The sequence below is a fragment of the Microvirga sp. VF16 genome (assembly GCF_016864375.1).
GTDB lineage: Bacteria > Pseudomonadota > Alphaproteobacteria > Rhizobiales > Beijerinckiaceae > Microvirga.
Genome location: NZ_CP069356.1, coordinates 89,045 through 102,854 on the forward strand (window position 1 = coordinate 89,045; position 13,810 = coordinate 102,854).

General features: G+C 60.8%; 11 protein-coding genes and 1 pseudogene. 6 read left to right on the plus strand and 6 right to left on the minus strand.

The genetic code is table 11. From position 1 onward, the window contains the following. Positions 1 to 410 precede the first annotated feature (410 nt). Both JO965_RS32615 and JO965_RS32620 read right to left on the minus strand, forming a co-directional pair. Positions 411 to 2,600, minus strand: a complete 2,190-nt coding sequence (locus tag JO965_RS32615; RefSeq protein ID WP_203446193.1) for a tetratricopeptide repeat protein — start codon at positions 2,598 to 2,600, stop codon at positions 411 to 413. A gap of 298 nt (positions 2,601 to 2,898) precedes the next feature. Further along, positions 2,899 to 3,894, minus strand: a complete 996-nt coding sequence (locus JO965_RS32620; RefSeq protein WP_203446194.1) for an aldo/keto reductase — start codon at positions 3,892 to 3,894, stop codon at positions 2,899 to 2,901. Between the two features lie 767 nt (positions 3,895 to 4,661). Between JO965_RS32620 and JO965_RS32625 the strand changes: the two genes are divergently transcribed. Further along, the gene (locus JO965_RS32625) at positions 4,662 to 5,540 is read left to right on the plus strand and encodes an ABC transporter substrate-binding protein (RefSeq protein WP_203446195.1); all 879 of its coding nucleotides are present in this window, start codon (positions 4,662 to 4,664) and stop codon (positions 5,538 to 5,540) included. A gap of 168 nt (positions 5,541 to 5,708) precedes the next feature. On the opposite strand, the gene JO965_RS32630 is transcribed toward JO965_RS32625, so the two are convergent. Further along, complete coding sequence (locus JO965_RS32630; RefSeq protein ID WP_203446196.1) at positions 5,709 to 6,608, minus strand: LysR family transcriptional regulator; 900 nt, start codon at positions 6,606 to 6,608, stop codon at positions 5,709 to 5,711. 153 nt (positions 6,609 to 6,761) lie between these two features. On the opposite strand from JO965_RS32630, the gene JO965_RS32635 reads away from it, so the two are divergent. After that, positions 6,762 to 7,160 (plus strand): RidA family protein, encoded by a 399-nt coding sequence (locus tag JO965_RS32635; protein ID WP_203446197.1) that lies wholly within the window; start codon positions 6,762 to 6,764, stop codon positions 7,158 to 7,160. A gap of 252 nt (positions 7,161 to 7,412) precedes the next feature. Here the strand turns inward: JO965_RS32635 and JO965_RS32640 are convergent, their stop codons facing one another. Continuing rightward, positions 7,413 to 8,036, minus strand: coding sequence for a TetR/AcrR family transcriptional regulator (locus tag JO965_RS32640; RefSeq protein ID WP_203446198.1), 624 nt, complete (start codon positions 8,034 to 8,036; stop codon positions 7,413 to 7,415). A gap of 88 nt (positions 8,037 to 8,124) precedes the next feature. Between JO965_RS32640 and JO965_RS32645 the strand changes: the two genes are divergently transcribed. Then, complete coding sequence (locus JO965_RS32645; protein ID WP_203446199.1) at positions 8,125 to 8,898, plus strand: SDR family oxidoreductase; 774 nt, start codon at positions 8,125 to 8,127, stop codon at positions 8,896 to 8,898. 572 nt (positions 8,899 to 9,470) lie between these two features. On the opposite strand, the pseudogene JO965_RS32650 reads toward JO965_RS32645, so the two are convergent. Continuing rightward, positions 9,471 to 9,942: pseudogene (locus tag JO965_RS32650) on the minus strand (isoprenylcysteine carboxylmethyltransferase family protein). 22 nt (positions 9,943 to 9,964) lie between these two features. Next, a complete protein-coding gene (locus JO965_RS32655) occupies positions 9,965 to 10,858 on the minus strand; it encodes an NAD(P)/FAD-dependent oxidoreductase (RefSeq protein WP_203446200.1) in 894 nt (297 codons plus the stop codon). A gap of 101 nt (positions 10,859 to 10,959) precedes the next feature. On the opposite strand from JO965_RS32655, the gene JO965_RS32660 reads away from it, so the two are divergent. From JO965_RS32660 to JO965_RS32670, 3 genes are all read left to right on the plus strand, one after another. Continuing rightward, complete coding sequence (locus JO965_RS32660) at positions 10,960 to 11,607, plus strand: TetR/AcrR family transcriptional regulator (RefSeq protein ID WP_203446201.1); 648 nt, start codon at positions 10,960 to 10,962, stop codon at positions 11,605 to 11,607. A 299-nt stretch (positions 11,608 to 11,906) separates the two neighbouring features. After that, positions 11,907 to 12,260: a cupin domain-containing protein gene (locus JO965_RS32665; RefSeq protein WP_203446202.1), complete on the plus strand. Its 354-nt coding sequence runs from the start codon at positions 11,907 to 11,909 to the stop codon at positions 12,258 to 12,260. A 255-nt stretch (positions 12,261 to 12,515) separates the two neighbouring features. Next, the gene (locus JO965_RS32670; protein WP_203446203.1) at positions 12,516 to 13,460 is read left to right on the plus strand and encodes an MBL fold metallo-hydrolase; all 945 of its coding nucleotides are present in this window, start codon (positions 12,516 to 12,518) and stop codon (positions 13,458 to 13,460) included. Positions 13,461 to 13,810 lie beyond the last annotated feature (350 nt).

The following is a 13,810-nucleotide window of genomic DNA, read 5'->3' on the forward strand; positions in this document are numbered from 1 at the left end:
TGCACCATTGTCTGGCAAGGCGGCGGGTTGCAATTACTGCGGCTCTGTCGTCGCGGCCTCATACTCACGCACGATGTTTTCCTTTGCGCGGTGGCTTTCACTCTGGTTCGTTACGCGAAGGTCAGCAATTGGCACATCTGAGACGTAAGCCCAAGGGCAGCACTCCTCGCGTAACCAGACGTTCCGGAGGGGCCGGGAATATCGATGCCTGACCCGGTGCGGTGATTCCTCAAGCTGACGAATGTGACCTCCAAGGCTCCGGCATTCGGTAGCAAGAGCCACCAAATCTGATTTGGCTTGCCGGGTACCCTTCGGGTTCTCTGGTGGCGTGTGGAACGTGAGAGTTGAAGAGGAAGAGAGGACAGAAGCCGTCCTCACTGTCCTGACTTGGACGCGCTTGCCGCCACAGGTCACCTGTTCTCGATCTCCTTCACGGCATCCCTTGCGTCGGATCCGAGCAGGTCATCATCCTGGACGGCCGCAAGGGCAGGGAGGGCCGTCCGCGCCGCAGGGCCGATTTTCTTCAAAGCAATGATGGCTTGCCAGCGCACGGCAGGTTTCCCATCCGCGAGCACGCGGATCAAGGCTGGAACTGCCTCCGCAGCGTGGGCCCCAAATTGCCCCAGAGTTCTTGCCGCCCACGCGCGCTCGAACACAGTGCCCTGTCCCAAAGCAGTTACAAGGTTCGGTACCGTCACCTCCATCGGCAACGCGGCAACGCTGAGGCCGTCGAACAGCCGCTCCCCCGTTTCGGCTCCGGCCGCAGACCACCTGTACGGAAGTCGATAGGAAACCGGAGAATACTCCAACTCCGGTTGGCGCGCTCCCGGCTTCCACATCAAGAGCAGTTCGCGTGCCTCCCGCCGCCGCCCGAGGTGTGCGTACGTCGCAGCGAGGGGAGGCGCCAGTTCGATGGCGTGCGGGTCAGCCTGGAGAGCCCTTGCGAAGACACGCGCGGCCTCGTCGAGATCGCCTTTCGCAAACAGGGCCATGCCCCGGGCCAGGGCGTAGTGGCTGGGGTAATTCGGATTGAGCCGCATGGCGGTCTCGATGAATTCCAGGCCGGCTTGCGGCTTGCCGGTGGTGATCATGGCCCAGGCCATGCCGAGATGGGCTTCGGGATCATTGGGATCGAGTGCAAGAGCCCGCGCCGCGTCGGCAAAGGCGTCATCATGCCGCCCGGCGTACAGGTTGAGATGCGCCGCCGCGACGCTCGCAAGCGATGACGGTCGCGACTTCGCCTCGCGCAGGTAGAGGTCTGCCGTCTCGGACGCTTGACTGGCGGTCATGCCCAACGGCTCGCTCCACTGCCACGCACAGCCCCTGAAATAGACCAGCGCCAGGGCAGCATAGGCCCTCCCGTAGTTCGGATCGAGAGCGGTCGCGGTTTTCAACTCGCTCGCCGCCCGCGCGTTCTCCGCAGGCGTGAAGCGGAGATAGCGTTCCCAGCCGCGCTGGAAGGCTTCACGCGCGGCGATGCTCTTCGTCTGCCCGCGGCCGATTTCCTCCTGCTCGTCCTTCGAGAGGTTGAGCGCCAACGCCTGAACGATGATCTGGACGAACTTGTCCTGAACGGCGAAGATGTCCTTGGCACTGCCGTCGTGACGCTCGGCCCAGAGGTGCCCGCCCGTGGTCGCATCGATGAGCTGCGCATTGACACGCACTTGGTCACCGGCCCGGCGCACGCTGCCTTCCAGCACGTAGCGCACGCCTAACTTCTCCGCCACCTCACGTACATTCACGGATCGACCCTTGAAGGGGAAGACCGAGTTTCGGGCGACGACGAACAGCCCCGCGACCTTCGACAGGTCGGTGATGAGATCCTCGGTCATGCCGTCGACGAAGTACTCCTGCTCCGGATCGCCGCTCAGATTTGCGAACGGCAGGACCGCGATCGACGGCTTATCGGGCAGCGGCAGTGCCATCCGCTCGACGGATGCGGGCTCCAGCCGCGGGTCCCATGGGCGCAGCCAGAGTATGGGTCCAATGACCAGCAAGACCAGTGCGGCCGCCCCTGCGGTGACCCAGCGGCGAAAGCGCCGCGCGTGGAGCCGCAAGCTCGGCCGCGAGCCGTCCAGCCGGACACGATAGGTTCGCACCGGCCGGCTGATGTTCTTCACCCGCTGCTCGCCGACAAAGTCCAGGATCAGGTCGAGCTTGCCCTGAAGCTGGTCATAAGCCGTGCCGGAGACCAGAACCCCGCCCGGCTCGCACAATTGCTCCAGCCGGGCCGCCACGTTGACGCCATCGCCGAGGAGGTCCTCCCCCTCGACCACGACGTCGCCGAGATTGATGCCGATGCGAAACACGATCCGGTGCTCGGCCGGCACATTGGCCTGCCGCTCCGCTACGCCCTTCTGCACGCCGACCGCGCAGGCCACAGCGTCGACCACCGAGCCAAACTCGGCAATGGCCCCGTCGCCCATCAACTTGACTATTCGACCGTGGTGCGCCGCCAGCAGCGGATCGATGACCTCACACCGCAGGTCCTTCAACGCCGACAGGGTACCAGCCTCGTCCTGCTCGACGAGGTGGGAATAGCCGACGACATCCGCCGCCAGGATCGCGGCCAACCGCCGCTCGACCCATGCTGTCGCCATAGCCGTCTCTCCTCGGAGAGATACGCCGGGTAGGCCCCTGACGCGTCCGCGGCCAATCCCTCAGCTCGCGGGCGTCTCGGCAGTCCTGACCATGATACCATTGGCGTTTCGCATTGGCGATGACACCGGATGGGTTGTTCCCGCGGCCGCGAGAGCTGTTGCATCAACGGGGCGGGAGACATGGCAGTGGACGATCTGGTGGCGTTTGCTATCGAATGCCGGACCGAAGTTGATCCCTTGCGGCCCTAAGAGATGTGAAGGGCGAACACCCGCGTCACGTAGGGGAAAGTGCCCTGGCTCATCTGGTGGTCAGAGACATGGCTGCATCCCCATAGCGCTTTCCAGCAAATTTTTCAGGTGCCAGCATGGCACCGAGCGTCCTAACCTCGTCCGGCGAAAGCACAATCTCCGCAGCGGCAACGTTCTGCTCCAGATGAGCGATCTTCCGTGCCCCCGGAATGGGGACGATGAAATCTCCTTGGTGGAGAACCCAGGAAAGTGCGAGTTGTGCAGCCGTCACGCCCTTTGCGGCTGCCGTCTCCTCCAGCATGGTCACGAGCGAGGCGTTGGCGGCCATGTTCTCGGGGCTGAAGCGTGGAAGCGTCCGCCGGAAATCATCGGCACCGAAATCCTCTGGGTTCTGGATCTTACCTGTCAGGAAGCCGCGACCGAGTGGGCTGAATGGCACAAAGCCGATACCAAGTTCGCGGCAGGTGTCGAGGATTTCGCCTTCCGGATCGCGGGTCCAGAGCGAGTATTCGCTCTGGAGAGCCGAAATCGGATGAACAGCATGAGCCCGGCGGATGTGGGCGGCTCCCGCTTCGGACAGGCCGAGCGCACGCACCTTGCCTTCCTTCACAAGCTCCGCCATGGCGCCGACGGTATCCTCGATCGGCACCTGCGGGTCGACGCGGTGCTGGTAGAACAGGTCGATCACCTCAACCCCGAGCCGTTTCAAGGACGCCTCGGCCACTTCGCGGACATGCTCCGGTCGGCTATCGACGCCCGACATGGCGGCCGCGCCCCTCTTGCTCGTGTCGATCCGAAAGCCGAACTTGGTGGCGATCACCACCTTATCCCGGTAGGGCTTGAGCGCTTTGCCGACCAGGATTTCGTTTGCGAACGGGCCATAGGCTTCAGCCGTGTCGAAGAAGGTGACGCCAAGTTCGATGGCCCGATGAAGCGTGCGGATGGATTCCGGCTCGTCCTGGCCACCATAGGCGTGGCTCATTCCCATGCAGCCAAGCCCGACTGTCGAAACGGTAAGGTGAGGACCGAGTTTGCGCGTCTTCATTAGGTGATACCTTCTGTTTCACACCATAGAGCCATACAGAAGTTCCTTGGTGCGGCTAGTGAGATCAAGACCAAACCAACCCAATTGCCAGATCCTCGAACCTCCCGATCGCAAGTCGAATGTCTGGACCTGCGGGGTGAGCGGCCCCCAGCACGGCTGCGCCTAAAGACCCAGTTTGACCCTTTGCTGACGGTCCATGTCCGATTCATAGACCTACGAGGGCACAGCGCTTTCCTCCACCTAATCCTCAGCGCCTCAGGTGACCGCGGTGGGTGGCTTCGGCATTCGCGACAATACCATTGTGGTGTTCATGAGCGACTACGGCCCGGAAGCGACCTGACCATGGCAGGGTTCGTCAGGGCCGTGGCGGAGCTACCACTTTACGCACACCCACGCGCACAGGCTAACCGGTGCCGCCCTTTTCCGCACGCGTGCTCGTGACGGTGATTCTTTACCGTGATGTTGGCATATCCGGTGGCTCAGTCACTTATCTCAGATGTCCCTAGGGCTTCTAGGTCTGGGCGAATAACGAGGCAATGGCAGCGCCGTTCGCGAGTGTGAGAGGGCACCGTATTTCGCAGAGAGCCGTCTATGAAACTATTTCCTTCCCATTCGCGTGGGCAGGAGTAGGATTGGAGTTTGGCTAATCACTCCGATGGGATCGAATGAGGCGGCGGGATTTTACTGTCGCTTGGTTAGGAGGATTACCTCTTGCCTGGGCGGCGTGGGCGCAGCAGCCCAACCGTCTTCGGACGGTCGCGATCGTCATGCCTTACCCTGAGACTGATGCGGAGGTGCAAGACCGGGTTGCAGCTTTCCGGGAAGAGCTTCGAAAATTTGGTTGGCAGGCGGGCGAGAACCTACGGTTTGATGAGCGCTGGACGACAGACGACATGGGGCGAGTGCAAGCTGCTGTGGCCGACCTAGTGGCTGCTATGCCGGACACCATCCTGGCCACGGGGGCACGGGTCATGTCTGTCGTGCAGCAACAAACGCGCTCCATTCCAGTCGTGTTCGTGGCAGTCTCCGCCGAGCGGGGACTTGTGGCGAGCCTACAGCGACCTGGAGGGAACATCACCGGGTTTACGCTCTCCGGTCTCCCCATCGTGGAGAAGCTCCTGGAAATCCTGACGCAGATTGCGCCGAGTGTCAGGCGCGTCGCGCTCATCTTCAACCCAGACAACCCAAACTCCCCGCGCAACATTCAACGGTTCAATGAGGCTGCGACGAAGCTTGGGGTTGAGCCGGTGATTGCTCCCATCCATGAGCCGACCGAGATCGAACGCGCCATCGAGGCAAGCGCGCAAGGACCGAACGGCGGTGTGGTCTTCCCGTCGGACCTCACCATCCTGACCCACCGGGATCGCGTCGTGGCGGCGGCGGCGCGCCACCGGGTGCCTGCGGCCTACGCCGATCGCGCCATGGTGGCCGGTGGCGGGCTGATCTCCTTCTCGGCGGACCGTAAGGACCTGTTCAGGCGCTCGGCGCAGTACGTCAACCGCATCCTGCGCGGCGAGAGCCCGGCGGAACTGCCGGTCCAGCAGCCGACGAGATACGAACTGGTCCTCAATCTCAAGGCGGCGCAGAGGCTGGGCCTGGAGGCTCCGCCTGCCTTGCTCGTTCAAGCCGATGAGGTAATCGAGTGAGACGGCTTGATCGAGTTCTATCCGTGATCCTGGAATGTCTCTTCATGGCACTCCTGAGACGTAAGAGCTTAGTCAGCTTAACGAGCACTCAGCGGACCTTCATCTGGCCTGCTCAAGGCTACAGATTGACCCGATGCAGACCTTCAGGTGATCCTTTCAGAGGACCTGCTACTTCGTTGGCCGGATGTCCCTGATGACATCAAGAAATACCCGCAGCGCCGGCGGGACGACTCGATGTCCTGGATAATAAACCGCTGCTCTCTCCGGTTCGTGCATCCATGTGGCCAGGACCCTGCGCAATCGCCCCTCCGCTATGGCGGCTTCGGCAGCCCAACTCGCCACATACGCGATCCCCAACCCCTGCACGGCCGCCTCCACCATCAAGTCTTCATCGTCGAGAACCACGGGTCCATTGGCATCAATCGTCAACTCCTGCCCAGCCCGCTTGAATTCCCATCGGTACAGCCTGCCACTGGGCATGCGGTGGCCGATGCAGCGATGCCGCTGAAGATCGTCCGGAGTTGCCGGTTCACCGGCGCGATGGAGATAGGCTGGCGATGCGACACAGACGAATCCGATCGGGCTGGCGAAGGGGACGGCTATCATATCTTTCGGGATTGACCCGATAAGGCGCACCCCCGCGTCGAAGCCGCCGGACACGATATCGATCAGTCGTCCTTCGACAACAAGATCCACCGTCACATCGGGGAACCGTTCCACCATGCGTGGGAGGACATCGCGGACGAGAGCGGCCGCGGCCACCCGCGGTGCGTTGATCCGGACCGTGCCCGCCACCTGGCCTCGGAAGGTAGTGACGGCGTCCAACGCCTCATCCAAGGACGCGAGTGCCACCTGCAACCGGCTGAGCAGCTCAAACCCTGCTTCGGTCGGCGAGACGCTACGGGTCGTGCGGTTGAGGAGACGCACGCCCAGCCGATCCTCAAGGCCACGCATCGCATGGCTTAGCGTGGATGGCGCCGTTCCAAGTTCATCCGCTGCGCGGCGGAAGCTGCGATGGGTGGCAACGGCCACAAAGGCAGTGAGATCATTGAGGGAGGGGCGCATCATTGATGGCGATTTTGCATCAACCTGTGTCGATTTCAACGTCTAATCAGGCAAATGACGAGGTACTATCTCCTGCTCCAGCAAGGCAGATCCTGTGACCCCATCGGGACGAGCCTTCGTTCCGGGGTTTCACCCGATCTGAACAAGGAGAAATGAATGTCCAAGCGCGACGCCATCTTCCCTGCCGGCCGGCAGGCACTCTACGAGATCAACCGCTACTCCGCTGCCATCCGGTCGGGCGATCTGCTCTTCGTCTCTGGGCAGGTCGGCAGCCGCGAGGACGGCTCACCCGAGCCTGACTTTGCAAAACAGGTTCAGCTTGCTTTCGACAATCTCGGTGAGGTTCTGCGGGCGGCCGGCGGCACGTTCGACGATATCGTCGACATAACGACGTTCCATACGGATCCTGGGACACAGTTCGAGATCATCATGTCTGTCAAAGACAAAGCATTTCCTCAGAAGCCTTATCCCAACTGGACAGCTGTAGGAGTGAACTGGCTCGCCGGCTTCGACTTCGAGATCAAGGTGATCGCACGGGTTCCACAGACCGCCTGAACAATCGTCGGATACAATTTCCCAGCCGAGGTCGATGCTCCGATACCACGTCAGCCTCGGCCCCGGATTTCTTGATCAGCGCCAAGATGATCCATCTATGGACGGTCTCATGACAGCACTCGAGAGCAAGCAACGAAGGCAGCAGCATACAATACCGCGGACGAACCGCACGTATTGCACTACAAAGATGTTGAAGATCCTCCCTGGCCACCCGACGGTGTGCTTATCCGGGTTGAAGCTGATTCCATCGCTTCACCTCACAGCGTGCCGGGTTCCTGGCCATGCCGACAACGCAATATCTACAATTTGCATCAGTCTTTCTGTGCATGCTCCGTCACAAGCTTGTGCCGACATGCCCTGCACGACTGCCGCGTAGAAGCGTGCGAGAGCATCGGTGTCGGTATCAGTGGGGAGTTCGCCCTCATTGATCGCGCGGTGGAAGCGTGTTTTGAGAGCCTGGAGCGACACCTCCCGCCGCGCGGCGACGGCTGTGGCGACTGACTCATTCTCTTTGGCATGTTGAAGAACAGCGGTCGAGACGATGCAGCCGCGCGGCTTGTCTGGATTGGTGATGCCTTGCACGACGTCCCGAAGGTAGAACTCAAGGGCGTCATAGGCTGACATCTCTCCTTGTAACACCTCAGACCGGCGTTTGCTTTCACGCTCGATCGTATGGTCCAGCGCTTGCCGGTAAAGTTCCTCTTTCGAACTGAAGGCCGCATACAGGGATGGCGGCGTGATCCCCATGGCCTGCGTGAGGTCAGCTATCGATGTTCCCTCGTATCCATGTTGCCAGAAAAGCCGCGCCGCGATCTCAAGCCCGGCCTCACGATCCAGCATCCTCGGTCTGCCACGCTTTCGGGTCGGCTCATCCATTTTTATAGTGATCCCTATAAATATCTTGACGAGGCATGTGTCCCATTTATTATAGCGATCGCTAGATTAAATCGCAACGGAGTGAGCGATGCCTGGAAGACTGTCGAATAAAGTAGCCCTCATTACGGGAAGTTCACGGGGTATCGGCCGCGCCACCGCGCTGGCTTTCGCAAAAGAAGGCGCGGCGCTGATCGGCGTTCATTACGCCAGCAACGCGGATGCGGCCCATGCCACCGTCCGCGAGATTGAGGCTCTTGGAGCCAAAGCCGTTGCCATCAATGCCGACCTGAGAAAGGGGAAGGAAGCGGCGGAAGGTCTTTGGGAGCAGTTCAGGGCAGCCGCGACGGCTGCCACGGGTGAACACGGGCTGGATATTCTCGTCAACAATGCGGGCGTGGCACCCGCTATCCCACTCGCGCAAACCAGCGAGGCAGTCTTCGACGAGATCATGACGATCAACCTGAAGGCCCCGTTCTTCCTCATTCAGGCTGTCGCCGATCATATTCGCGACAATGGGCGCATCATCAACATTTCTACGGGCTTCACCCGCGTCGCCGCACCCACCCATCCCGCCTACGCCGCATCGAAGGGCGCGCTGGAAACGCTGACGCTGGCGCTGGCGCCGGAGTTCGGGCGTCGCGGCATCACGGTGAACGCCGTCATGCCCGGCGTCACGGAAACCGACATGAACGCAGACTGGATCACGATACCGGAAGCGCGTGCCGGCGCGGAAGCAATGTCGGTATTCTCGCGGGTCGGCCATGTCTCTGATGTGGCTGATATCATTGCGTTCGTCGCCTCGCATGACGCACGCTGGACGACTGGTCAGGCGTTGGACGCAACGGGTGGTGCCCGGCTCTAAACGCTACAGTCGTTCGATCCGTTTGGCACGTCCGCGCAATCGGCGGGCGTGCCGATGATTTGTCGCTCTGATGTTCAAAGCGTTCAGTTCCCTATCATCTGTTGTGCTGACCGCTTTGACCTTCCAACTGTTCTACAGCAAGCAATGCCCGCTTTTGGCACTGGACGGACCCGGTCCTGAGTTCCGTAGTCGTGCGCAAAGCGGACCTTCATTCAATCCGCTCTACGCTACACTTTGACCCAGAGCTGACTCTAACTGGTCCGGGATCATATGCTTTGCACGTAACATGATCTCTAGGGCGGTTCGTCAGCGATCCGCCAAATGCATTTCAGTATTCGGATTCCTGCCAGACCGGGCAAAATGCCAGTTTAGACTTGTTCGTTACTGACTCACATCCTGATGTGCCGACGAGCTCTTTCGAATACGCTTGAACGCACCTTTATCCGGTTCCATACAGCGTCTTATCGGAAATTCGAGGCTCTTTGGCAGCGGTGCAGAAATCAAGATTTCTGCACCGCTGCCATGCCAGGCATGCTGGTTTCGCGACCATGCAGACGGCAGCGGCGGAATAGTCAGAGCCAGCGGCGAACCTCGGCCTTGTAGCGGCGGTAGTCGTCGCCGAACTTCGCTTCGAGATAGCGCTCCTCGCGGGCGATCACCTGTGTCTGGATCGTGATCAGCACCAACGGAAGCAAGGCGAAGGCGATCGGCCCGTCGAAGCCGATCGCAAGGCCGGCATAGATAAGTGCCATTCCTAGATATGGGATTGCGGGTCCACCGGTAGGGACCGGTCGTTGCGATGAGGGTCGTTGGCTGCGACGGCGGAATCTTGGTGCCCAGCCGCCGGAACAGCCTCGCCGCCGCAAGCATCATCGCCGCGCCGGCAACGAACAGCAGTGCGCCCGTCGCAACCAGCAACCACCAATCGATGCCGAACGAGCGCAGGGTGACGAACCGCTCCGCCGCCAGCCCCAACAGCAGCGCTCCTAGATAGATGAAGGGCGGAGGGAAGCGCACACCCGCACTGTTCGGTTCAACGCCCATGCTCGTCCTCCAACCTGTGCTTTCAAACCAGCATCGACTGCTGGGCGGAGATACCCGCCGTCGCGCCGTGTGATATTGCCGTGGTGACCGAGGCCATCTGGGGGTTGGCAAGGTCGCCGGCGGCGTAGATGCCAGGCAGGCTTGTTTCGCGGCGCTCATCGACCTTGAGAGCGATGCCAAAGGGCGTATTGACCGTGACGAGGCCCATTGCATCATGCAGGCTTGCGGACGGCTTGTTGCGAGGATGCGCGAACAAGATGTCGACTGCGACATCGGGGGCGGTATCGAGCTTGACGGTGGCGCTATGGCCCCCGTGACGGGCGATTTTCGTGATCCGGCCATCAACGACAGGTATGTTCTGGCGCATCAGATCGGCCCGGATATCGGGTGCAATGTCATGACCATCGGCGAAGACCGTCAACGTGTCGGTCCAATCGTGGTAGAGCCTGACATAATTGCGCGACTGAGGGCCGGACCAGACGAGGCCCCAATGCTGGTCGGCGACTTCGAAGCCGTCGCAATAGGGGCAGGGCACGATAGATGTGCCCCAGCCTTCGGCAAAGCCCGGAACATCAGGTATCTGGTCGGCGACGCCATAGCTCAGGATCAGGCGGCGCGCCCCAAGGCTTTCGCCATCGCCAGTGAGAACGGAGAAATCGTCGATGGTGCCGGAGACGCTTTCGGCCCGTACATTGACAAGCCTGATCGTGGGATAGCGCGCCAGCTGCTGCCGCGCTTCAGCCAAGATGTCCAATGGTGGCTTGTGATCGTGACCGAGCAGACCATGCGAATGGCCGGCGAAACGGTTACGCGGCAGGCCGGTATCGAGAACGGTGACCTTGCGGCGGGCACGGCCGAGTTGCAAGGCGGCGGCGAGGCCGGCAAAGCTGCCGCCGATGATGATGACGTCATCCATAGTGATGGGCTCCGTGTTGCAGATGGAGTAGCTTGCCCATTTAGGACACTGCATGGTATCGTAATTCGATATTTAGGATACCGTCAAGGACTGTAATTGTTGTGAGCGAGATAAGTCGAGTCCGGCGCGGCCGGCCCGCCAACGAGGCGCTGGGCCAAACGATAGTCGACGCCGCGTGCGAACTCTTTGTGGAATTGGGTTTTCAAGCGACGACCTTGGACAAGGTCGCCCAGCGGGCGAAGATATCCAAGCTCAGCATCTATCGGCACTTCGAGAACAAGGAGGCGCTGTTCAGTGCGGCCATCGCGGCCCGCTGCCATCAGTTTGCGCCAGAGGCCCTTATTGAAGGCGTCGACGGTTCGGCCGAAGAGCAGCTCATGGCGGTGGGATCATCCCTGCTTCGCACGCTGTTGAGCCCGGATGTCCGCAGTGTCGAAGCTATGATCATGGCCGACAAGACAAATCAAAGGTCGCTAAGCGAGCTCCATTACGAAGCTGGCCCCGCCCACGTCATCGCCCTAATCGAGGCGCTGTTGCGTCAGTTGCACGCGAAGGCGGTTCTGAACGTGCCCGATCCTCTCCGGTCCGCTCGCTTGTTTGCCGCGCTGATCAAAGGATGCGATCTCTTGATCATCGCACGCTTCGATGAGGCGAGAGCAGAGGACGACAACGAAATCGAATCCTATTGCCGGTCGGCCGTCGCCATGTTCATCGCCGCGCACAGTGGCAACGACCATGCGGGCGGATAGCCTACCGTTCGCTTCCCGCCCAACCGTTTGATACGGCGGATGCCGAACGTCCGTCAGCCGCAATCATTCGCCAAAAGCCGCTGGTCCGCTCACGGCCCGGAATTCGCCAATGGACCAAGGTCTGCTTTTTGATCGGCTAACCCAAAAGCTGCGGTCCGAATTCCACCCCATTTTGGCCGACCCGATGTTGTTCCATAATGGCTCTTCCGCGAAATTCGCGGACAATGTTCTCACGTGCAACGACCCCGACCGGGAGTATAATCAAGTGGCTATCGGCGTGATGGTCCAGGCTTGAGGCAATGCGCGTCATCGACCACGGGGGACAGGAGCAGGAGCTGTGGAGGCCCGGCGTTCTCACGCGCATGCGCATTTCGGCTGCAACGGGTGCGGAGCAACTGTGTGTCTTCGAGCAATGGTGCGATCCTGGTTGCGGCGCGCCTCCCCATCTTCACATGGTCGAGGAGGTGCTGACCGTCTTGGCTGGTCGTGCCGAAATTTGGATTGATGAGGAACGCACTACCCTGACCGCTGGGCAATCCGTGATCGTACCAGCGGGCCACCGGCACGGCTTCCGCAACACCGGTGAGACGGTACTCCACATGGAAGCGATCCTTGCCGCGCCAACATTCGGTCCAGTTACACAGCGCGAATGACCAGTTCCATAAACGGCCTTCCGCGAAATTCTTGCTGTAAGCCATTGATGGATTTAGCACGCAACGGCCTCCGCACTCGGAAGGTCTCAAAATGGCACATTTGAGACACTTCACTTACGGCTGCTTGCGGTCGCAAGGCCGACGTTCACGCCGGCGAACAACATCATCAGGAACGGCTTGTGCCCTGCCTCGCCGTGCCTGAGCTACGCCTTATTCGTTCGGCAAAAATTATGCTTCAGCCGGGAGGAGCGCACCATGAGGAGCTCAGAAGTAACACAGGTCAGCCTGAGCCGTCGCCAACTCATACTTGGAGCTTCGTCCCTCGCGGCAATGCCGCTCATCGGGAGCTATGCTCTCGCGGCACCGGCCCACACGTTCAAGCAGGGCGCTTTCGACATCACCGTCATCAGTGACGGCTTTCTCACCCTACCGATCAGCATCGTCGCGCCGGAGGCCTCGCCCCAGGAACAGGCGGACATCCTTCGCCGCCTTGGCGGGAGCAATGACACGGTTCAGCCGCGAGCCAACATCCCGCTGATCCGATCGGGGCAGGATCTCATCCTGGTCGACAACGGCTCGGGGGACAAATTCCAGCCTACAGCAGGCCGGCTTTCAGCCAATCTCGCGGCCGCAGGGATCGACCCTGCCTCCGTGACCAAGGTTGTCTGCACCCACGCCCATCCTGACCACATCGGCGGGACACTGGCTCCGGGTGCCGGTCTGATGTTTCCCAACGCGACCTATGTCATCAGCGCCGCCGAATGGCAATTCTGGATGGATCCGAACTACCGCACAACCATGCCGGATGTGCTGCATGAGTTCGCGCGCGGCGCACAGCGCGATCTCTCGGCGGTCAAGGATCGCGTGACCCTGGTGAAGCCGGGGGATGACATCGTCACCGGACTGCGTGTTCTTGATACGGCAGGGCACACCCCAGGGCATATCTCGCTCGAGCTGGCCGGGGGCGATGGCCTGATCATCACCGGCGATGCAGCCATCAACCCGATCGTCTCGTTCGAGCATCCGGGCTGGAAGTTCGGCTTCGACATGCTGCACGACGTGGCGATCGCGAACCGCAAGGCGCTGCTTGAGCGGGCGGCGACGGACAAGATCAAGCTGTTGGGTTTTCACTGGACCGATCCTGGCATGGGCTATGCCGAACGCAAGGACAACGCTTATCGCTTCGTGCCGACGACCTGACAATGCGGTTGGGGATGGGAGGCCGGGACTGGCACTGAGCTGAAGGAAACTCAACGTCAGCTCCAGAAGGGAGCACCTGACCTTCACAAAGGGCAGGGGATTTCCCGGTTTGACCCTGGCTGTGTAAAAACGCGAGCAGGTCCGATCTCAACGAACTATTTGTACAATTTCATCGTCGTACACCGAGGAATTTTCGGCTTGCAAGGGTCAGCAAGACATAAAATTGCTCCAGCGACTGACACGTCAGTGTTTTGACACATTGGGTAATCGCGGAGCGAGTCGCCCTAAGACCGGATGGTCACTGCATGGAAGAGCGGGTGGTTGTTCCCCGATAAGATGGAATGACGGGC

Coding starts and splice junctions, on each gene's coding strand:
- JO965_RS32615 (WP_203446193.1), bottom strand. CDS start 2,600: ATGGCGACAGCATGGGTCGAGCGGCGGTTGGCCGCGATCCTGGCGGCG.
- JO965_RS32620 (WP_203446194.1), bottom strand. CDS start 3,894: ATGAAGACGCGCAAACTCGGTCCTCACCTTACCGTTTCGACAGTCGGG.
- JO965_RS32625 (WP_203446195.1), top strand. CDS start 4,662: ATGCCTTACCCTGAGACTGATGCGGAGGTGCAAGACCGGGTTGCAGCT.
- JO965_RS32630 (WP_203446196.1), bottom strand. CDS start 6,608: ATGATGCGCCCCTCCCTCAATGATCTCACTGCCTTTGTGGCCGTTGCC.
- JO965_RS32635 (WP_203446197.1), top strand. CDS start 6,762: ATGTCCAAGCGCGACGCCATCTTCCCTGCCGGCCGGCAGGCACTCTAC.
- JO965_RS32640 (WP_203446198.1), bottom strand. CDS start 8,036: ATGGATGAGCCGACCCGAAAGCGTGGCAGACCGAGGATGCTGGATCGT.
- JO965_RS32645 (WP_203446199.1), top strand. CDS start 8,125: ATGCCTGGAAGACTGTCGAATAAAGTAGCCCTCATTACGGGAAGTTCA.
- JO965_RS32655 (WP_203446200.1), bottom strand. CDS start 10,858: ATGGATGACGTCATCATCATCGGCGGCAGCTTTGCCGGCCTCGCCGCC.
- JO965_RS32665 (WP_203446202.1), top strand. CDS start 11,907: ATGCGCGTCATCGACCACGGGGGACAGGAGCAGGAGCTGTGGAGGCCC.
- JO965_RS32670 (WP_203446203.1), top strand. CDS start 12,516: ATGAGGAGCTCAGAAGTAACACAGGTCAGCCTGAGCCGTCGCCAACTC.